General features: G+C 64.0%; 19 protein-coding genes and 1 pseudogene. 18 read left to right on the top strand and 2 right to left on the bottom strand.

What is annotated here, in order from left to right; translation table 11 throughout:
* The first annotated feature begins 5 nt into the window (after positions 1–5).
* The 10 genes and pseudogenes from pyrH to OXG30_13375 all read left to right on the top strand — a co-directional run bounded on the left by pyrH (position 6) and on the right by OXG30_13375 (position 9,883).
* A complete protein-coding gene (pyrH, locus tag OXG30_13420) occupies positions 6–746 on the top strand; it encodes a UMP kinase (GenBank protein MCY4135891.1) in 741 nt (246 codons plus the stop codon).
* A gap of 42 nt (positions 747–788) precedes the next feature.
* The gene (gene frr, locus OXG30_13415; protein MCY4135890.1) at positions 789–1,346 is read left to right on the top strand and encodes a ribosome recycling factor; all 558 of its coding nucleotides are present in this window, start codon (positions 789–791) and stop codon (positions 1,344–1,346) included.
* A 12-nt stretch (positions 1,347–1,358) separates the two neighbouring features.
* Positions 1,359–2,642, top strand: a complete 1,284-nt coding sequence (locus OXG30_13410; protein MCY4135889.1) for a phosphatidate cytidylyltransferase — start codon at positions 1,359–1,361, stop codon at positions 2,640–2,642.
* Positions 2,643–2,672: 30 nt separating this feature from the next.
* On the top strand, positions 2,673–3,848 hold the full coding sequence (gene dxr, locus OXG30_13405; protein ID MCY4135888.1) for a 1-deoxy-D-xylulose-5-phosphate reductoisomerase: 1,176 nt from the start codon (positions 2,673–2,675) through the stop codon (positions 3,846–3,848).
* 105 nt (positions 3,849–3,953) lie between these two features.
* Positions 3,954–5,165, top strand: coding sequence for a site-2 protease family protein (locus tag OXG30_13400; protein ID MCY4135887.1), 1,212 nt, complete (start codon positions 3,954–3,956; stop codon positions 5,163–5,165).
* Between the two features lie 60 nt (positions 5,166–5,225).
* Entirely contained in the window at positions 5,226–6,449 is a 1,224-nt protein-coding gene (gene ispG, locus OXG30_13395; GenBank protein ID MCY4135886.1) for a flavodoxin-dependent (E)-4-hydroxy-3-methylbut-2-enyl-diphosphate synthase, read from the top strand.
* A 2-nt stretch (positions 6,450–6,451) separates the two neighbouring features.
* Positions 6,452–7,864, top strand: a complete 1,413-nt coding sequence (gene proS / locus OXG30_13390; protein ID MCY4135885.1) for a proline--tRNA ligase — start codon at positions 6,452–6,454, stop codon at positions 7,862–7,864.
* A 153-nt stretch (positions 7,865–8,017) separates the two neighbouring features.
* A complete protein-coding gene (locus OXG30_13385; protein ID MCY4135884.1) occupies positions 8,018–8,500 on the top strand; it encodes a ribosome maturation factor RimP in 483 nt (160 codons plus the stop codon).
* Entirely contained in the window at positions 8,497–9,660 is a 1,164-nt protein-coding gene (gene nusA / locus OXG30_13380) for a transcription termination factor NusA (GenBank protein ID MCY4135883.1), read from the top strand. The genes OXG30_13385 and nusA overlap by 4 nt, the downstream gene beginning before the upstream one ends.
* Positions 9,661–9,727: 67 nt before the next feature.
* Positions 9,728–9,883: pseudogene (locus OXG30_13375) on the top strand (translation initiation factor IF-2 N-terminal domain-containing protein).
* Between the two features lie 226 nt (positions 9,884–10,109).
* On the opposite strand, the gene OXG30_13370 reads toward OXG30_13375, so the two are convergent.
* A complete protein-coding gene (locus OXG30_13370) occupies positions 10,110–10,274 on the bottom strand; it encodes a hypothetical protein (GenBank protein ID MCY4135882.1) in 165 nt (54 codons plus the stop codon).
* Between the two features lie 323 nt (positions 10,275–10,597).
* Between OXG30_13370 and infB the strand changes: the two genes are divergently transcribed.
* The 6 genes from infB (at position 10,598) to OXG30_13340 (ending at position 16,173) form a co-directional block, all read left to right on the top strand.
* A complete protein-coding gene (infB, locus tag OXG30_13365; protein ID MCY4135881.1) occupies positions 10,598–12,448 on the top strand; it encodes a translation initiation factor IF-2 in 1,851 nt (616 codons plus the stop codon).
* 24 nt (positions 12,449–12,472) lie between these two features.
* Positions 12,473–12,766, top strand: a complete 294-nt coding sequence (locus OXG30_13360) for a DUF503 domain-containing protein (protein MCY4135880.1) — start codon at positions 12,473–12,475, stop codon at positions 12,764–12,766.
* A gap of 2 nt (positions 12,767–12,768) precedes the next feature.
* On the top strand, positions 12,769–13,143 hold the full coding sequence (rbfA, locus tag OXG30_13355) for a 30S ribosome-binding factor RbfA (protein ID MCY4135879.1): 375 nt from the start codon (positions 12,769–12,771) through the stop codon (positions 13,141–13,143).
* Complete coding sequence (truB, locus tag OXG30_13350; protein MCY4135878.1) at positions 13,140–14,006, top strand: tRNA pseudouridine(55) synthase TruB; 867 nt, start codon at positions 13,140–13,142, stop codon at positions 14,004–14,006. The genes rbfA and truB overlap by 4 nt, the downstream gene beginning before the upstream one ends.
* A gap of 70 nt (positions 14,007–14,076) precedes the next feature.
* Complete coding sequence (locus OXG30_13345; protein MCY4135877.1) at positions 14,077–15,030, top strand: bifunctional riboflavin kinase/FAD synthetase; 954 nt, start codon at positions 14,077–14,079, stop codon at positions 15,028–15,030.
* A gap of 6 nt (positions 15,031–15,036) precedes the next feature.
* On the top strand, positions 15,037–16,173 hold the full coding sequence (locus tag OXG30_13340) for an LLM class flavin-dependent oxidoreductase (GenBank protein ID MCY4135876.1): 1,137 nt from the start codon (positions 15,037–15,039) through the stop codon (positions 16,171–16,173).
* Here the strand turns inward: OXG30_13340 and OXG30_13335 are convergent.
* Positions 16,136–17,005, bottom strand: a complete 870-nt coding sequence (locus tag OXG30_13335; GenBank protein MCY4135875.1) for a ribokinase — start codon at positions 17,003–17,005, stop codon at positions 16,136–16,138. The genes OXG30_13340 and OXG30_13335 overlap by 38 nt on opposite strands.
* A gap of 138 nt (positions 17,006–17,143) precedes the next feature.
* Between OXG30_13335 and rpsO the strand changes: the two genes are divergently transcribed.
* A complete protein-coding gene (gene rpsO / locus OXG30_13330; protein ID MCY4135874.1) occupies positions 17,144–17,413 on the top strand; it encodes a 30S ribosomal protein S15 in 270 nt (89 codons plus the stop codon).
* 176 nt (positions 17,414–17,589) lie between these two features.
* Positions 17,590–19,847, top strand: a 2,258-nt coding sequence (locus OXG30_13325; GenBank protein ID MCY4135873.1) for a polyribonucleotide nucleotidyltransferase, incomplete at its 3' end; no start/stop codon positions are given.

The following is a 19,847-nucleotide window of genomic DNA, read 5'->3' as shown; positions in this document are numbered from 1 at the left end:
GAGGCATGACCAGCGAGCGCACCAAGAGGTCGGGCCGGTGGGACCGAATCGTCTTGAAGCTCTCCGGCGAGGCCTTTGCCGGAGAGGCTGGATACGGCATTGACGGGGAGATCGCCGCGCAGATCGCCACCGAGATCGTCAAGGTCAGGGCTGAGTTCGATGTGGATGTGGCCGTGGTGGTGGGCGGCGGGAACATCTGGCGGGGGATGACCGGGGCGGGCGCGGGAATGGACCGGGCCCAGGCCGACTACATGGGGATGCTGGCCACCGTCATCAACGCGCTTGCGCTGCAAGACACCCTCGAAAGGCTCAATCAGCCCACTCGGGTGCAGACGGCCATCGGCATGGCCCAGGTGGCCGAGCCATACATCCGCCGCCGGGCAATTCGACACTTGGAAAAGGGCCGTGTGGTCATCTTCGCCGCTGGAACCGGCAATCCGTTCTTCACCACCGATACCGCAGCCGCGCTGCGGGCCGTGGAAATCGAGGCCGGAGTTCTCCTGAAGGGCACCCATAGCGGAACCGACGGGATTTACACCGCCGATCCCCGCACCGATCCCAATGCCGAGAAGCTCGATGAAGTGCAGTACTTGGACGTGCTGTCCCAGGGCCTGAGGGCCATGGACAGCACCGCGGTCTCTTTGTGCATGGATAACAAGTTGCCCATCGTGGTGTTCGACCTGATGAAGCCGGGAAACGTAAGCGCCATACTCGACGGGCAGTTGATCGGTACTCTGGTGTCATGAGGGATGCCCCTAGGCATCGAAATTATGACAACCGGCGATGAGCTGACCGATTTGGTGTTGGACGAAGCCGGTGGGCGCATGGACTCCGCCGTCCATCACACACGCCAGCAATTTGCCTCCGTCAGAACCGGGCGGGCCTCTCCGGCGCTGTTCGAACGGTTTCTCGTGGAGTACTACGGCACCGAGGTGCCCTTGCAACAGCTGGCCAGCTTCAGCGTTCCCGAAGCGCAGCTGCTCGTCATCTCCCCATTCGACAAGAGCTCCATAGCGGCCATCGAGAGGGCCATCATCCAAGCCGACCTCGGGCTCAATCCCAGCAACGACGGCAATGTTGTGAGGCTCACGTTCCCACCTCTGACCGAAGAGCGCCGCCGCGAGCTAGTCAGATTGGTTAAGCAGATGGCTGAAGAGGGGCGAGTGGCGATTCGAAACACCCGCCGCAGCAGCCGCCACGACATCGACCAGCTCAGCAAAGACGGGGATGTCTCCGAGGACATCGCCGCCCGGACCGAGAAGGAGCTCGACCGGCTAACCCACGACCATGAGCAGCTGATAAATGATGCCTTGAGTGTCAAAGAACAAGAGCTGCTCGAGATCTAGCCTGGAGGGGCAGTGGACGACGACAATCCTTTCCAACGACCAAATGACCAGTCCGAAGAGGTGCCTGAAGACGATCAGGCCACCTTCTTGGACGATCTGACTTCCCTGTTCGACGAAGAAGAGGATGAGTCCGAACTTGCTGTTTGGGATGAACCTGCCGACACCGGCTCCGACGCCGACGAGGGCTGGGACAGCCTGACCGAGGCCGCGCCCCGGTGGCGCGAAGACTCGGACGAGCATACTTTTGCCGACCTAGCTGATCCCGTTGGAGGCAGCCCAATTGATGTCGGCGGAGCAACCGAAGGGGCAAGCGTCTTCGAAGACCCTGAGCCCACCGAGGCGGTGGAGTTTCCCTCGGTGGACCGGGTGGATGAGGTGCTGTCTTTGGACGTAGCCGATTCTCCGTCCGTTGCAGAAATGCCGTCGCCCCTATCGGCACCGCATTCGACGGGTATCCACCCGAGGGCTGCTGGCGCCAACGGCAACCTGATGAGGGCCGTAGTGGTCGGATTGCTGCTGGGCGGCATCGTGCTAGGCGCGATCGCCCTGGGAGAGCGGGTCGCCCTTGCGGTGCTGGTCATAGCACTGCTCATCGCCGCGGCGGAGTGGTTCACCACGCTTCGCCATGCTGGCTATCAGCCCCCAACGCTGGTGGGATTCGCCGCGGTGGTTGCCCTGCCTATAGCTGCCTTTTGGCGGGGTGCCGACGGCATGGTGATGGTATTGGTATTCGCTCTGTTCGGAGCCGGGCTCTGGTATTTGGGCGGTATTGGCCGTGACCGTCCGCTGGCCAATCTCGGGGTCACCCTGCTGGGCATCACCTACATCGGAGTCACCGGGGCGTTCGGCGGGCTCCTGTTGGACAGACCGGATGGAGCGGAACTGTTACTGAGCGCGGTGATTTTGACCGTGGCCCACGATGTGGGGGCGTTCGCCGTCGGGCGGGCCGCAGGCCGCACGCCGTTGTCAAAGTCCAGTCCGAACAAGACAGTGGAGGGCTTGATCGGCGGCACGATTCTCACCATTGCGGTCGCATTGGTGTTCATCTCCATTCTGGAGGTCGGCCCCTTCGGGGAAGAGCCCGGGTCGCGCTCCGATGGCGTCATCCTGGGCATCGTGGTTGCCGCGGTTGCCCCGCTCTCCGATCTTCTGGAGTCGGCCCTCAAGCGAGACCTCGGGATCAAGGACATGGGATCTTTGCTGCCCGGCCATGGAGGCATGTTGGACCGGATCGACGCCCTGCTCTTCGTCCTGCCGGCCACCTACTTCACCGCTCTCATGCTTGGGGTGATCTGAGCCTCCGGTCGATACCGACGTGATTCGCTTATGACCTCCCTGTCATTGCTTGGTTCCACTGGCTCAATCGGCGTTCAGACGCTGGACGTGGTTCGGGCCGAACCTGAGGCCTGGGACGTGGTGGCTCTGGGAGCGGGACGCTCCGTCGAGCAATTGGTGGCCCAAGCCCGGGAATTTCGCCCCCGCCTTGTGGTGGTCGGCGATGACGGTCTGGCCCCCGAAGTACAGGAGGCGCTGCCGGGGGTGACCGTGGCCAGCGGCTCAACCGCACTGGCCGAGGCAGCTGCCATGGGGGATGTGGTTGTCAACGGGGTTGTCGGATTCGCCGGTCTGCCAGTGACGCTGGCCGCCCTGGAGAATGGCCGACGCCTGGCACTGGCTAACAAGGAGTCGCTGATCGCCGCCGGCCCGGTCGTCCAGCGGGCCCGACAGACCCCGGGCGCCGAGCTACTGCCGGTGGACAGTGAGCATTGCGCGGTCCACCAGTGCCTGCGGGCCAACGATGTGTTCACCACCGAAGCGGGAATGGAGCGCGTTCACCGCATAGTGCTCACCGCCAGCGGCGGGCCGTTCCGTGGCCGAACACGGAGCGAGTTGGTCAATGTGACCGTGGAGCATGCATTGGCCCACCCCACTTGGAGCATGGGCCCCAAGATCACGGTGGACTCGTCCACGCTGATGAACAAAGGCTTGGAAGTGATCGAGGCCAACGAGCTGTTCGGAATGGGGTATGACCGCATAGAGGTGGTGATCCACCCCCAGTCGGTGGTCCATTCCATGGTGGAGTACACCGATGGCGCCACCATTGCCCAGCTCTCCCTGCCCGACATGCGGCTGTGCATCGGCTACGCCATGGCCTATCCCGACCGCATTGCCACCCCATTTGGCCGCATCGACTGGGCCGAGCTGCGCCGCTTGGACTTCGAGCCCCCCGACACCGAGGCGTTTCCCTGTCTGGAGCTGGCCTACGCCGCCGGGCGCATGGGCGAGACCGCACCCGCTTTGCTGAATGCGGCCAACGAGGTGGCCGTGCAGGCTTTTCTCGATGAGCGGATACGATGGACGGCAATTCCCGAGATTCTGGAGACGGTCTTAGGCGACCACGACGGCACCGAGGCCGACTCCCTGGAGGCGGTCATGGAGATCGACGGCAAAGCCCGAGCCGCGGCTGAGCAAGTTGTCGCTAGCCAACCCGACCGCACCTAAGCGATGACCTTCCATCAAGTCGGCTCCACGGGGAGCAGTCAGCCTCCGGCGACCCCGCTCGGCAATTTGCGGGCATCGCGCGAGGGTTGGGGAGGTTTGGCGCTGGTGGCCGGCTTGCTCGCCCTGGTGCAGGTGGTCTGGGGACTTCCGATGCTCATCGTCGTGCTGGCCGTTATCGGCATGATCTTCCTGCACGAGATGGGCCACTTTGTCGCTGCCCGGGCGGCGGGCATGAGGGTCACCGAGTTCTTCTTGGGATTCGGGCCTCGCCTGTGGTCAGTCCGCCGGGGCGAGACCGTCTACGGCATTAAGGCGATACCGGCCGGTGCCTATGTGCGGATCATCGGGATGAACAATCTGGAGGAAGTTCCCCCGGCTGACGAACACCGCACGTATCGCAGCAAGCCCTACTGGCGGCGGATGTCGGTGGCCGTGGCCGGTTCGACCGTGCATTTTCTGCTGGCGCTGGTTCTGATCTTCTCCTTCCTGGTTATTGGGGGCAAGCACGAAGACGTGCCCTCACCCGATTGGACGGTGAACTTCGTGGCTCCCGGCTCACCGGCTGGGAGGGCGGGGCTGCTGCCGGGCGATCGCATTGTCTCGGTCGACGACAGTCCGGTAGCCACCATGAGCGAGATGGTGGCGGTATTGCCCGAACCGGGTACTCCGGTGAGCTTGGGGGTAGTCAGGGGAGACGAAGAGCTAGTCCGCACGCTGACGCTGGGCACTCATCCTGATGACTCCAACAGGGGGTTTATCGGCATCTCATCTGCTTCAGCCTGGTCGCGTCATCAGGTGGAGGTCGGATACCTTGAGGCCGTACCTGACACGCTGGATGAATTCGGTTTCCTGGTCAAGGAATCAGTTTTCGGCATCGGCAGATTCTTCTCCCCCAGCGGGCTCAATGACTTCTTCCGCGATGTGGCCGACGAACCATCCCAGCAGAGCACAGTTCCGTCCGGAAGGGGATTCACCACGGCGGCCCCCGTCGACGACGGCGACCGAGTGGTATCGATCTTCGGCGCGCTCAAGATAGGCGCTGACCTCACCGAGAACGGCTACGGGAATCTGCTGCTGTTCTTGGCTCTGTTGAATGTGTTCATCGGGGTCTTCAACATGATCCCGCTTCTTCCCTTTGATGGCGGCCATGTGGTGATCGCCACCTACGAGCGACTGCGGTCCTGGCGAGGCCGTCGATACAGCGCCGACGTCTCCAAAATGGTGCCGGTGGCCTATGCCGTGATCTTGATACTGGCCTTTGTCTTCATCGGGTCGGTCTATCTCGACTTCACCGATCCGGTGGAGATTCCGAGTTGATGAACGTGATGGCCGCTAACAATTGCGAACGCCACGCGCCGGGCGTGCCAAGCTGAGGGCATGGAAGTAGAGGCAGCTTTCGAGCGGCGTCCCACCCGCCGAATCCATGTGGGGGATGTGGCCGTCGGCGGTGGCGCGCCCATCACTGTCCAGTCCATGACCACTACTCGCACTGCTGATGTGGAGGGCACCCTTCAGCAGATATACGCCCTGGCTGCGGCGGGGGCCGATATTGTCCGCTGCACCTGCAATGAGATCGAGGCTGCCGAGGGTTTGGCCCAGATCGTGCCCCGCTCTCCGGTGCCGATCGTGGCCGACATTCACCACCAGTACCGCATGGCGCTGGCCGCGCTGGACGCCGGCGTCCAGTGCCTGAGGCTGAATCCCGGAAATATCCGCAAGCCCGAGCACATCCGGGCGGTGGCCTCGGAATGCCGAGATCGAGGGGTTCCCATTCGCATCGGGGTGAATGGGGGATCACTGCACCCTGACCTGTACCGAAAGCACGGCGACCGAGTTACCTCGGAAGCCATGGTGGAGTCGGCCCAGATGGAGCTCGACTACTTCCGGGAAATGGACTTCAACGATGTCAAGATCTCGGTCAAGGCGTCCAGCGTGCCTCTCATGATCGAGGCCTACCGCCAGTTATCCGAGGTCACCGACCATCCCCTGCACCTCGGGGTGACCGAAGCGGGGCCGCCCCCCGTGGGGTTGATCAAATCCACTGCGGGCATCGGCACGCTGTTGGCCGATGGCATAGGCGACACCATCCGGTACAGCCTCACCGCCGACCCGGTGCAAGAGGCCAAGGCCGGCCGCCAGCTCCTTGAGTCCATGGGGCTGCGGGAGCGCAAGAACGTGGACTTGATCGCCTGCCCGAGCTGCGGTCGGGCCGAGATCGACGTGTACGCCGTAGCCGATCAGGCCATGGAAGCGTTCGGCGACCGGGAGATCCCCCTGCAAGTGGCGGTCATGGGCTGTGTGGTCAACGGACCCGGCGAGGCGCGCGACGCTGACATCGGCATCGCGGCTGGCAACAAGCGGGGCCACCTGTTCGTCAAGGGCCGCAACGTGGCCGTGGTGGCTGAGGAGGAAATGGTGTCCTCCCTGGTTGAGTGGGCGGAGTTCATTCACGAGCATGGTGCTGAGGCCGCGCTGGAAAGGGCCGACACAGTGGCCGCGGCGCGAGAAGCCGAGCGGGACAGGAGCCGCTTGCTGGTCGATCAGGGTGATGATGCCAACCAGGCGAGTCAGAAGATCGAAATGATCCGCAGGAGAGCGTGAGAATGGCTGACAAAGGGGTGCTTACCTCGCAGACCGAGGACTTTCCCCGCTGGTATCAGGACATCCTCAACAAAGCGGAGTTGGCTGACAACGGGCCGGTGCGGGGCACCATGGTGATCCGGCCCTATGGGTATGCCCTTTGGGAGCGGATGCAGGCGGAGGTGGACCAGCGGATCAAGGCTGCGGGGGCCGACAACGCCTACTTTCCGCTGTTCATCCCCGAGAGCTACCTGAACCGGGAGTCAGACCACGTCGAGGGTTTCAGCCCCGAACTGGCTGTGGTCACCCAGGGCGGAGGCCGCGAGCTGACTGAGCCGGTGGTGGTGCGCCCCACCAGCGAGACCATCATCAATGCCTATTTCTCCAAGTGGGTGCAGAGCCATCGCGACCTGCCGCTGCTGATCAACCAGTGGGCCAACGTGGTCCGCTGGGAGATGCGCCCCCGGATCTTCCTGCGGACCACCGAGTTCTTGTGGCAGGAGGGCCACACCGCCCATGCCACTCGCCAGGAGGCCCGTGACTATGCCGCCCGAATCCTCCACGAGGTGTATCGGGACTTCATGGAGTCGGTGCTGGCCATCCCGGTGCTCATCGGATACAAGACCGAGGCTGAGCGGTTTCCCGGGGCCATCAACTCGATGTGCCTCGAAGGGATGATGCGAGACGGCAAGGCGCTCCAGATGGGGACTTCCCACGAGCTGGGTCAGAGCTTCGCCACCATGTTCGACATCACGTACCTAGATGGCGAGGGAAACCAGTCACATGTGTGGCAGACCTCGTGGGGAGTGTCGTCTCGAATGGTGGGTGGGTTGATCATGGCCCACGGCGACGACCGCGGCTTGGTCGTCCCGCCCCGTTTGGCACCCATTCAAGTCGCGGTCATTGCGGTGCGGGATGCCGAGGGGGTGGTGGATGCCTGCCGCCGGCTGGCCGATGAACTCGGCGCGGCCGGAATGCGGGCGAGGGTGGACGATCGCACGGGAACGGGATTTGGCCGCAGGGCCACCGACTGGGAGCTGAAGGGCGTGCCCGTCAGGGTGGAGATCGGCCCCCGCGATTTGGAGCAGGGACAGGCCATCCTGGTGTCTCGGATTGGCGGCGAGAAGGTGGCGGTCAGCCTCTCTGAGGCGCCGAAGAGGGTGGAATCGCTCCTGGAGGCCATCCAGCAAAGCGTCTACGACGATGCCATGGCGTGGAGGGACTCCCGAATTTCCGAGGCGACAACAACAGATGAGGTCCGGGAGGCGGCCGTTATCGGGTTCGCCCGCATTCCCTGGGCCAAACTCGGGCCTGAAGGCGAAGCTGCCCTGGCCGAGGAAGCGATAACCGTGCGGTGCTTGCAACGCCCCGACGGGACTCTGCCCCAGGCGGGCGACGAGCCCGATCTGGTGGCTGTCTGCGGCCGCAGCTACTGAAATATGCCCCGCCTGTGCAGCGACATGCCTGCGTTCAGCGGGTAAGATTGACGGCGTATCGTCGATCTCTTTAGTCGGGTGAGGCGTGGGCTGGGGCCCACGCCTTCTGACTTTGGGGAGGGGCAGAAGACCACCAGCCAGGAAAGGGGCGAGATGTCGGTAGCAGACAACGTGTACGACCTGCTCGCGCCTCTTTTCCAGGGTAGGGGCCTGGAGGTGTACGACATCACTTACGGAGGCGGGGTTTTACGCATCATCGTGGACAAACCCGGCGGCATCAGCCTGGATGAAGTGGCCGACGCCTCCAAGGTGGCCTCTCGACTGCTGGATGACAACGACCTCGTTCCCGGCCGCTACACCCTGGAGATAACCAGCCCTGGCTTGGAGCGGCCGCTGCGGCGGCCAGAGCACTATGCCCGGGCAATTGGCGAGGCCATTAGCGTCAAACTCGGCCCCCAAATCGAGGGGCAACGCCGGATCCAGGGTGTGCTGATGGGATGCGATGATGATGGGATTACCATAGAAGAGGACGGAGTTCCTCGTAGGTTTTCGTTCAGCGACATCACCAAGGCCAGGACCGTTTTTGAATGGGGTCCGGAGCCGAAGAAAAAGATCAAGGAGAAGAGCAGCCGATGAATCCTGACATGCTGGAAGCCCTGCAAGCGCTGGCCGCAGACAAGGGAATCTCGGTGGAAGCCCTGCTGGCTGCGCTGGCCGATGCCCTTGAATCGGCCTATAAGCGCATGCCCGACAGCGAGGAATACGCCTGGGTCACGATCAATCCTGAGACGGCCGACATCCAGGTCTTCGCGCAAAAGCTGGATGACGACGGTGAGCCCATCGGAGAACCGTTCGATGTTACTCCCGACGGCTTCGGACGCATCGCGGCCCAGACGGCCAAGCAGGTCATGATGCAGCGGATTCGAGAGGTGGAGCGCGAGCTCAAGTACGAGGAATATGCCGGCCGCGAGGGTGACATCGTGACCGGGATCATTCAGCAGAACGATGCCCGCTACACCCTCCTGGATTTGGGACGCGTGGAGGCGCTCTTGCCCCAGGCCGAGCAGGTGCCCTTTGAGCGCCCTGACGCCAACAGCCGGCTCAAGGCCTACATCGTGGAGGTCCGCAAGACGGCCAAGGGCCCGCAAATCGTGGTTAGCCGAACCCATCCTGGACTGATCAGACGGCTGTTCGAACTGGAAGTTCCGGAAATCGCCGATGGCGTGGTGGAGATCAAGGCATGTGCCCGAGAACCCGGTCACCGGACGAAGATCGCAGTGTCGTCCAATGACACCAACGTGGATCCCGTTGGAGCGTGCGTGGGGGCTCGAGGTGCCCGGGTGCGGATGGTGGTCAACGAGTTGCGGGGGGAGAAGATCGACATCGTTCCCTTCGCGGATGATCCGGCCGACTTCGTGGCCAAAGCGCTGTCTCCGGCCAAGATCAAAGAGGTGTCCATTGACGAGGAGTCCGGGGTTGCCGAGGTCGTCGTGCCCGACTACCAGCTTTCGCTGGCCATCGGCAAAGAAGGCCAGAATGCGCGCCTGTCTGCCCGATTGACCGGATGGCGAATCGATATCAAGAGCGAAACCCAGTTGGCCCAGGAAGCCGCCTATGAGGCGATGGACTGGGCCGAGGGAGAATGGGTTGTCGACGAGACAACCGGCGAGCAGGTTTGGCGGCCGGCTGAAGGGGGCCCCGCGCTTTCGGCCGAGGAATGGGCAGCTGAGGGCAGTGAAGGGGGCCCGGTTGAGGAGTTGGGGGAACCAGTGGAAGGCGGTCCTCCAACGGGGTAAAGACCAGCGCCTCAGATTGACTTCGAAATCTGACGGCTGGGCGTGAGAAAATAAAATCCCGACCCAAATGGGTCGGCCGCGCATTGCGGACGGACCAAGAAAGAACCATTTGCCAGCAAAAATTCGGGTGTACGAGCTTGCCCGCGAGCTCGGCCTCACGAACAAGGAAACGCTTGATCTCTGCATGAAACTGGGGATCGGCGTCAACAGCCACTCCTCGAGCATCGTGGATGCTCAAGCTGACCGCGTCCGGCGGCGAGCGGATCGTGATGGCCTGATTCGGCCCCCCGAGCCCGAACCGGAGCCGGAGCCCGAACCAGAACCCGAGCCCGAACCGGAGCCGGAGCCCGAACCGGAGCCGGAGCCCGAACCAGAACCCGAGTTCAAATCGGAGCCTGAGCTTGAGCCCGAGCCCGAGTCCGTGGAACCCCCGAAGCCGACGCGGGTGGTCACCTCCAGCGGCGGGATGTCACCTCGCCCCCGTCCAGCAGCGCCCCCAGCTGAGCCTCCCTCCGTTGCCCCGACCCCGTCACCCCGAACTGCCCCCAAACCGGCAGCCGAACCACCTGCTGCTCAGCCAGCAGCCTCTGCTCGAACCATTCCACCAGTCTCACGCTCGGGCAAGCCGATTCCCCCACCCCCCGGCCGACCGCCTACGTCTTCTTCGGGCAAGCCGATTCCCCCACCCCCTGGTCGGGGCGGTCGGGGTCCGTCGCCGAGTCCGCGCCGGGGCCCACGCGGTCCAGTCCGCCCAGCGGCCGGAACCCAAGGACCCGGGGTCGTAACGCCTGGTCGGTCTCCGGCACCGTTGCCGGCACGCGGCCCGTCTGGAGCCCTAGGAGGTCCGCCCAGCGGCCCCGGAGGCCCAGCAGGTCGGGGTCGAGGGGGTCCCCAGCGCCCTCAGCAGAGGCGGCGCAAGAGCCGGCGGCGTCGGCGGGTGGCCGAAGACCTCCAGCCCATGAACATCCCCGACTACACCCCGACGGATGCGGCTGCACCCACGGGTGAGGTGGTGATCGAGCGGGCGTCGACTCCGCTGGAGGTGGGTCCGAAGCTGAATCAGACGGCTGCTGATGTAGTCCGGTTTCTCATGCAGCAGGGAGAGATGGTCACCGCTACCCAGTCTCTGACCGACGACATGATCGAGCTCTTTGCCGCCGAGGTAGGCGCCGAGATCCGACTGGTGGATCCCGGGGAGGAGCAGGAAAACGAACTGCTCAAACTGCTAGAAGCCGACTTCGACCAAGGTGAGCTCACAGAGGACTTCCCCATCCGACCTCCGGTGATCACCGTCATGGGCCACGTGGATCACGGCAAGACCAAGTTGCTCGACCAAATCCGCAACGCCAACGTGGCCGAGGGCGAGGCCGGGGGCATCACCCAGCACATCGGCGCCTATCAGGTGGACAAGGAAGGGCGAACCCTGACGTTCATCGACACCCCCGGCCACGCCGCCTTCACAGCCATGCGGGCCCGGGGCGCCGACGCCACCGACATCGTGGTGCTGGTAGTGGCAGCCGACGACGGCGTTATGCCCCAGACACTGGAGGCCATCAACCATGCCCAGGCGGCGGATGTTCCCATCGTCGTGGCCGTCAACAAGATCGATCGCAACAACGCCGATCCCAATCGGACCATGCAGCAGCTCTCCGAGCACGAGCTGGTGCCCGAGCAGTGGGGTGGCGAAACAATCATGGTGGAGATCTCTGCTCTTCAGAATCTCGGTATCGACGACTTGCTCGAACAGCTGGCCGTGGTGGCCGAAGTGGAGGATCTGCGGGCCGATCCGGAGGGTCGGGCCCGAGGAGTGGTATTGGAATCCAACTTGGATATCGGACGAGGCCCCGTAGCCACATTGTTGGTCCAGCACGGAACCCTAAGGCGAGGGGATCCAGTGGTTGCCGGGGCATCTTGGGGACGGGTCCGGGCATTGCTCGACGACCGCGGCAACCAGATTAAGGAGGCTTTGCCATCGAAGCCGGTGCAGGTGCTTGGCCTCTCCGACGTGGCCAACGCCGGGGACGCCTTTGTGGTCGCTCCCAACGAGAAGGTGGCGGCCAAGGTCGCCCAAACACGAGAGCACTCCCAGCGGATCGCCAGCCTGGGCCGGGACGCTGCCGCCACCGCGGGCGGCGCCCGCCTAGAGGACATTTTCAACCAGATCCAGGCCGGCGAGACCGCCACGCTGAACCTCATCGTCAAAGCAGATGTGAACGGGTCGCTCGAGGCAGTTGTGGACAGCCTCCAGCGACTGGGGCGCGACGAGGTGAAGCTGGCCTTTGTCCACCGGGGTGTGGGCGGGGTGACTGCCAATGACATCCAATTGGCCGCCGCGTCCAACGCCACCATCATCGGCTTCAACGTCAGGCCCGATCGCAAGGCCAGAGAGCTGGCTGAGCTGGAGAAAGTGGAAATCCGCACCTACGAGATCATCTACAAGCTGATCGAGGACGTGGAAAACGCCATGGTGGGGATGCTCGCCCCGGAGTTCGAGGAAGTCGTCACCGGCGACGCCGAGGTACGGGAGATCTTCCGGATTCCCCGGGTCGGCGCGGTGGCTGGCTGCTATGTGCTCAACGGCGCCATCTCCCGAGGCTCCAAAGTCCGGTTCTTGCGGGATGGCGCGGTCATCTGGCGGGGCACAGTCTCCTCACTCAAGCGATTCAAAGAGGATGTGCGCGAAGTGCAGTCCGGTTTCGAGTGCGGCATCGGCTTGTCCGACTTCCAAGACCTCAAGCAAGGCGACATCATCGAGACGTTTGAGGAGCGGGAAGTCGCCCGAGTCTGAAAACACGAGGGGTGAGGTGAACCGATGCACGTTCTCGCCGTGGTCTATGACTTGCACATCCCGGGCTGCCAATCGCTGAAGGAGCGTCGCTCGGCATTGCGTCCGGTTCTGTCGGGCGTGGCCCGCAAATTCGGCATCTCGGTGGCGGAGACCGGGCACACCGATCTCTGGCAGCGAGCCGAGGTGGGAGTGGCTTTGGTGTCGGGACAGCCCAGCCAGTGCCGGACAATGGCCGATGAGGTGGATCGGTACATGTGGTCGATTCCCGACATCGAAGTGGTGGACTCCACGGCCCATTGGCTCAACACCGACGAATAGGCATGGCCCGCAGCCGGTCGTCGCGACCCTTCCGCTATTCACGGTCAGCCCGCCTCGGGGAGTTGCTGCGCGAGATTGTGGCCTCTGAGCTGGCCCAACTGGACGATGAGCGATTAGCGCTGACCAGCGTTACCGGAGTGGAAACCAGCGTCGAGTTGAGCCGGGCCACGGTGTACATCAGCGCCTTGGACGATGACGCGGCCACCGAGGCCCTGGAGGCGTTGGAGGAGCATCGCTACCAGCTCAAACAGGCGGTTGCCCGCTCCGCCGCCGTCCGGAGGGTGCCCGACCTGTCGTTCGCCCTCGACCCGTCAATATCAGCCGGTGAGAGGGTCGACCAGATTCTGCGGAATCTGGCCGACGAGGCCGAAGAGTGACAACCGTCGATGGGCTGGCTGTCATCGACAAAGAGGCGGGTTGGACCTCCCACGACGTGGTGGCCAAGGCCCGGGGGATCCTCGGCACTCGCAAAGTAGGGCATTCCGGGACGCTGGACCCCGACGCCACCGGGGTACTGCTTTTGGGAGTGGGTCGGGCCACCCGGCTGCTGCGATTCCTCACACCGCTTCCCAAGCAGTACGTGGGCGAGCTGGTATTGGGCGCTGAGACCACCACGCTGGACGCGTCTGGCGAGGTCACCGCACTCCACGATATGGCCGAAGTCACCCCGAAGCAGGTGGCTGAGGCCGCTTCCCGATTCGTCGGCGACATCATGCAGGTGCCGCCCATGGTCTCGGCCATCAAGATCGGGGGCCGCCGGCTGCACGAGTTGGCCCGAGAGGGCATCGAGGTCGAGCGGGAGGCCCGGCCAGTGACCGTCCATGAGCTGGCCGTTGCCCCACTGGACGCTCCCGCGGGGGTGTACCGGATGGAGGTGAGCTGCTCGTCGGGAACTTATGTCCGATCGCTGGCTGCCGATATCGCCTCTGCGCTGGGCGGCGGCGGGCACCTGCGGGCATTGCGCCGGGTGGCGGTTGGCTCCTTCGCCGTTGATGAAGCTCAACCGGTTGGCGCTCCAGAGCTGCTGTCAATGGTGGAGGCTTTGCGCGACTACCCCTTGGTCACGGTCGACGTCAACCTGGGCCGAAGGGTGGCCCACGGACAGGTGCTGAGATCCGAGGAGATCGCGGCGGAGGGCGATGGCCCCTGGGCCGTGCTCGGGGCGCAGGGACAACTCTTGGCCGTCTACGAAGCGCACAGTCCGGGCATGGTCAAACCAGCGGTGGTCATCCCCGCTTGATTCACATTGAGCGGCCCGCAGTCGAGCGGGATTGTCCAGTTTGACGCTGCGGCCACTACCGTGCAGCACGGTGCAGGTCATCGAAGACTTTGGTCGCCTAGAACGCATTGAGGAGACCGCCGCCAGCATCGGGGTGTACGACGGCGTCCACGTCGGGCACCAGGCCGTTATCAATCAGCTCCTCTCCGAGGCGGATCGGCTGGGAGCGGCCCCCGCGGTAGTCACATTCGACCGCCACCCAGCGCTGGTCTTGCGGCCCGAGAACGCCCCCAAACTGCTGAATTCCCTAGACCAGAAGCTGGAACTTCTCGAGGCGGCCGGCATTGAGTACGTGTACCTGATCGAGTTCTCCCCAGATAGAGCCCACACCATGCCGGAGGAATTTGTGCGCCAGGTCTTCGTGAACAGGCTTCGTGTGCGAAGCGTGGTGGTGGGGGAGGACTTTCACTTCGGGCGGTCGCGTATGGGAAACATCGATACGCTGCGGAAATTCGGCATGGAGATGGGCTTCGAAGTGCACGCGGTGAAACTGCTGCATCATGACAAGAAGTGGCCCGAGCCAGTGTCATCCACTGCCGTGCGCCGTGCGCTGGCCGGGGGGGATGTTCGCACCGCGGCGGCCATGCTGGGGAGGTACCACGAGATCAGGGGCAAGGTGGTGCTGGGTGATCGGCGGGGCATGGCCATTGGGTTTCCCACCGCCAACATCCCGGTTTCCATGGTCATGGCCTGGCCGGCCGACGCGGTGTATGCCGGCTGGTACACCCGTCCCGACGGATCCCGATACATGGCGGCCATCAATATCGGCCGTCGGCCCACCTTCTACGAGCACGCCCAGCAGTCGCTGTTGGAGGCGCACCTCCTGGACTTTGAGGGCGACCTGTATGGCGAGGAGGCCAGAGTCGAGTTTGTGGAGCTGCTGCGAAGCGAGCATCGCTTCGACGGCATCGAATCCCTGGTGAAACAGCTCCGCATCGACGTTGCCTTGTCTCGGGAAATCCTGATGGCGGAACCTTCCCGCTAGTCAGAAATGGAGCTAGCCCTATTCTCTGAGATCCCGGTACCTCGACCGTGGCACGCCGATAGCGAGATGCTGCGCTACCGGGAGCTGATCCAGCAGGCCGTGCTAGCCGACCAGCTCGGATACCACAGCTTTTGGACAGTGGAGCACCACTTCCTCGAGGAGATGTCGCACAGCTCCAACCCCGAGGTGCTCTACGGAGCAGTGGCTGCACTCACCGAGCAGATTCGATTGGGCTATGGGGTGCGCCTGACCCCGAAGCCCTATAACCACCCGGTCCGCAGTGCCGAGTCGGCGGCCACGCTCGACGTGATCAGTGGGGGACGAGTGGAATTCGGCACCGGCCGCTCCACCACCCGAGCCGAACTGGAGGGTTTCGGAATCGATCCCCGGGAGACCAGGGCCATGTGGGCCGAGGCGGTAGGGCACATCGCGGGCTGTTGGCTGAATGACGAATACGAGTTCGAGGGCCAATACTGGTCGATGCCTCGTCGCCGGGTTCTGCCCAAGCCGGTGCAGAAGCCCCATCCCCCGATTTGGGCTGCCACTGGCAGTCGGGAGACCCATCAGCTGGTGGGGGAGATGGGAATGGGCCTGCTGTCGTTCAGTGCCGGCGTGTCGCTGGAGGAACTGGAGCTTCGGATCAACCTTTACCGCGAGGGATTGGAGGCATGTCAGGACCCGGTGGGCGGTTACGTGAACGACCGGGTGGCCACCTTCGCCATGTTCCACTGCGCGCCCACCACAGCCGAGGCCTATGACAACGCTCGGGAGTCGTTTTGGTGGTACCCCACGGTGGCGTTCAAGTTGGTGGGCAGCGTGGCCGAGATGCTCCAAGAAGAGGGGGCCGACCTCGGCGACTGGAACTACCTCCGGTATCTGCCCGGCATGACCGCAGACGCCGATTGGGATACCACATTCAATATCGAGGACCTGGTTGAGCAGGGTGTCTCCATCGCCGGAGACCCCGACCAGTGCATTGAGCTATGTCAGGGCTTCGCCGACCTAGGCGTCGACCTGCTGCTGTGCATGATGAACCCCTACAACATCCCCCACGACAAAGTCATGGAAAGCCTGCGCCTCACCGCCACCCACGTCCTGCCCGCTCTCAAGGAGGGTGCGGACGGCCGTCGAGCAGGGCGTTGACCTCGGCCCGGGTGGGCATGGAGGGTTGGGCGCCGGGGGTTTGCACCGCGAGAGCGCCGGCGGCGTTGGCGAATCGGACGGCCTCGATCAGCGGGAGACTTTCGGCTAGGGCAACGCCCAAGGCACCGCAGAAGGCATCGCCCGCCCCGGTGGGATCCACGACTTCTGCGGGGTAAGAGGGGACCAAGACATCGTCAATCTGGGCTCCTCGGCCGCCCAAAGTGACGACTGTGTCGCATTGGCCGGTTTCCGGGCCGATCGCACCGATCTGGGCTTGCTCGGCCCGGTTCACCACCAGGACATCGGTAAGGGGCACGACGGCCTCTACGAGGAATGGATCGACCGGAGCGGGATTGAAAACCACGGTGGTCCCCCCCGAACGGGCCGCCTGGGCCGCCCTCCTAGCGCCGGCCGCCCCCACCTCTCCTTGCAACAGCAGCACATCGGCCGCGGCTATGACTTCAGCGGCGCCGTCAGCGTCGGCGACCCCGGTGCTGGCGTTGGCGCCGGCGACGATCACGATAGATACGTCGGCCGGGGAGATGAGCGGCACCGCGGTGCCGGTGGGCTCCTCGGCGATACGAACCAGGCTGGTGTTTACGCCACTGTCGTTGAGCACTTCCAGCAGCCAACGGCCCCGGTCGTCATCGCCCACGCAGCCCACCATGTGCGTGTCGGCCCCCAGCCGGGCTGCGGCCGTCGCCTGGTTGGCGCCCTTTCCCCCGGAAAATGCCTCCATCCGTTGGGCCCGCAGGGTTTCATCCGGGCCAGGAAGCCGTTCCAGCCAGATAGACAGGTCGTAGTTGAGGCTCCCGAAGGACACAACCCTCACGCCACCAGTATTCCGCAAAAGCTCTCAGGTAGGTGTTCGGGCCTTCAGGGTGGTAGCTTGAATGGGTCCCCCGGGCTCAAGTACGGCAAGGTGCCATGCAATCGCCCGTTTTCTGACCGACGGACACACTGAGTAGGGATGGCCGAGAAGCTACTGTCAAAGACCGCGACGATCGAACAGCACCGCCTGCACGACACCGACACAGGCTCGCCTGAGGTCCAGATCGCTCTGCTTACTGAGCGCATCAATCACCTCACCGAGCATCTGAAGGTGCATGAGAAGGACCACCACAGCAGGCGGGGCCTGCTGATGATGGTGGGTCGTCGGCGACGGCTGCTCGACTACGTCAAGGACAACGACGTGGAGCGGTACCGCGGCATAATTGCCGAACTCGGCCTTCGACGCTAAGTGGGTTGCGCTGCTGAGAAGCGGGTGTCGCCCAGGCGACCAATGGAAAACACATAAGCGGGCCTAGAGAATGGCCAGCTGCCAGTTGAAGGGGCCGAGCAGCCCTGGGCCTCTCCAACTGGGAACTGGCTCCGTCCGGCCCGCTCGGACCTTGCGTGGTCCGGAGAGGAGAAAAAATGGCGGAAGCCATCACCGTATCGGCCGTTGTCGGCGGTGCGGAAAACAAGACCCTGTCCTTTGAGGCTGGCCGTCTGGCCGGCCAAGCCGACGGAGCGGTAGTCGCCCGAATGGGCGACACCACCATCCTGGTGACCGCAACTGCGGCTCGTCGTGTCCGGGAAGGCGCCGACTTCTTCCCCCTGACCGTCGACATCGAGGAGAGGATGTACGCCGCGGGCAAGATCCCCGGCTCGTTCTTCCGGCGCGAGGGCCGGGCCCCGGAGTCGGCGATCTTGACGTGCCGGCTGATCGACCGGCCGCTGCGACCCTCTTTCCCCGACGGGTTTCGCAACGAGATCCACATCGTGGGAACCGTTCTGGGGGCTGATCAGGAGAACCCCTATGACGTGATTGCCATAAACGGGGCATCGGCCGCTCTGAGCCTCTCGGGAATACCGTTCGCAGGGCCGATCGGCGCAGTCCGAGTGGCCCACAGCGCCGATGGGGAGTGGATTCCCCACCCGACCTACGCCGAGGGGACCGACTCCACGTTCGAGATGGTTGTAGCCGGCCGAGTCCTGGACGACGGCGACGTGGCCATCATGATGGTGGAGGCCAACGGAACCGAGGCAAGCTGGTCGCTGTACCAAGACGGTACTCCCAAGGTCGACGAAGCCGCGTTGGCGGAGGGCTTGGAGAAGTCCAAGGAATGGATCAAAGAGGCGGTGGGCCTACAGCGTCGCCTGATCGCCACGGCGGGGGTGAAGCCCCCCATGGAATTCGATCTCCAGGTGGACTACAGCCCCGAGGTAGAGGCGGCGGTGGCCGAAATCGGTTCCGAGAAGCTGGCCGCGGCCATGTCCATCGCCGACAAGGCTGAGCGCCAGGAGGCTGAGACGCAGGCCAAAGAAGAGATCATTGCCGCCCTGGCCGACCGGTTCGAGGAGACCGATGGGGCCGACAAGCAGGTCTCCGCGGCCATCCGCTCGCTTACCAAGAGCATTGTCCGCAACCGCATCGTGAGCGAGGGCGTCCGGATTGACGGCCGGGGTGCGGCAGACCTCCGACCTCTGGGGTCAGATGTCGCGGTGGTCGACACCGCCCATGGGTCCGGGCTGTTCGAGCGGGGCGAGACCCAGGTGCTGAACATCACCACGCTGGGCACCGCCCGCATGGATCAGATGATCGACGGGATCGACCCCATCGACAAGAAGCGGTACATCCACCACTACAACTTCCCGCCCTACTCCACTGGGGAGACCGGCTTCATGCGGGGTCCCAAGCGCCGGGAGATCGGGCACGGGGCCCTGGCCGAGAAGGCGCTGGTCCCCGTCATCCCCGACATGGACGAATTCCCGTACACGCTGCGGCTGGTGTCGGAGGTGCTCTCGTCCAATGGATCGACTTCCATGGGTTCGGTGTGCTCGTCCACGCTGTCGCTGATGGACGCGGGAGTGCCCATCAAGGCCCCGGTGGCTGGCATCGCCATGGGATTGGTCTTCCACGAGGGCCAATACACCACCCTTACCGACATCCTTGGTGCCGAGGATGCCTTCGGCGACATGGACTTCAAGGTTGCCGGCACTGCTGAATTCGTGACCGCACTGCAACTCGACACGAAAATCGACGGTCTGCCCGCCGACGTGCTGGCTGGCGCATTGAACCAGGCTCGCGATGCCCGGATGAAGATCCTTGAGGTCATGGCCGAGGCCATTGACGCCCCCCGAGACGATGTTGGGCCTACCGCCCCCAAGATCGTCAAGTTCGAGATCCCTCTGGACAAGATCGGCGAGGTCATCGGGCCCAAGGGCAAGGTGATCAATTCCATTCAGGCCGAGACCGGGGCCGAGATCAATGTGGACGACGGCCAGGACTCAGGGATCGTCACCATCTCATCGCCCGACCGCAATTGCGTGGACGAGGCCGAGCGCCAAATCCGCTTGATTCTGGATCCTCCCACCGCCGATGTGGGAGAGGTTTACAACGGGAAGGTGGTGAACATCACCGCGTTCGGTGCGTTCGTGAACATCCTTCCGGGCCGCGACGGCCTTGTACACATCTCCAAGCTGGGCCGAGGTCGACGGGTGGAGCGCGTTGAGGACGTGGTTGCGCTGGGCGACGACCTTGAGGTTGTCGTGGAAGACATCGATCCAAACGGAAAGATCAGCCTCAAGCTGGTCGGTGACGAGAGCGGCGGCGACCGCGATTCTGGTTCTCGTTCAGATGATCGGGGCGGCCGGGACCGCGACGATCGTCGGGATGACCGGGGTGGCCG

The organism is bacterium (assembly GCA_026708015.1).
GTDB lineage: Bacteria > Actinomycetota > Acidimicrobiia > Acidimicrobiales > Bin134 > Poriferisocius.
This window is presented reverse-complemented; position numbering and strand designations above follow the sequence as displayed.

Excerpts from the sequence above, each read along its gene's own strand:
- pyrH (MCY4135891.1), top strand. The coding sequence starts at position 6 with ATGACCAGCGAGCGCACCAAGAGGTCGGGCCGGTGGGACCGAATCGTC.
- dxr (MCY4135888.1), top strand. The coding sequence starts at position 2,673 with ATGACCTCCCTGTCATTGCTTGGTTCCACTGGCTCAATCGGCGTTCAG.
- ispG (MCY4135886.1), top strand. The coding sequence starts at position 5,226 with ATGGAAGTAGAGGCAGCTTTCGAGCGGCGTCCCACCCGCCGAATCCAT.
- proS (MCY4135885.1), top strand. The coding sequence starts at position 6,452 with ATGGCTGACAAAGGGGTGCTTACCTCGCAGACCGAGGACTTTCCCCGC.
- OXG30_13385 (MCY4135884.1), top strand. The coding sequence starts at position 8,018 with ATGTCGGTAGCAGACAACGTGTACGACCTGCTCGCGCCTCTTTTCCAG.
- nusA (MCY4135883.1), top strand. The coding sequence starts at position 8,497 with ATGAATCCTGACATGCTGGAAGCCCTGCAAGCGCTGGCCGCAGACAAG.
- OXG30_13360 (MCY4135880.1), top strand. The coding sequence starts at position 12,473 with ATGCACGTTCTCGCCGTGGTCTATGACTTGCACATCCCGGGCTGCCAA.
- rbfA (MCY4135879.1), top strand. The coding sequence starts at position 12,769 with ATGGCCCGCAGCCGGTCGTCGCGACCCTTCCGCTATTCACGGTCAGCC.
- OXG30_13340 (MCY4135876.1), top strand. The coding sequence starts at position 15,037 with ATGGAGCTAGCCCTATTCTCTGAGATCCCGGTACCTCGACCGTGGCAC.
- rpsO (MCY4135874.1), top strand. The coding sequence starts at position 17,144 with ATGGCCGAGAAGCTACTGTCAAAGACCGCGACGATCGAACAGCACCGC.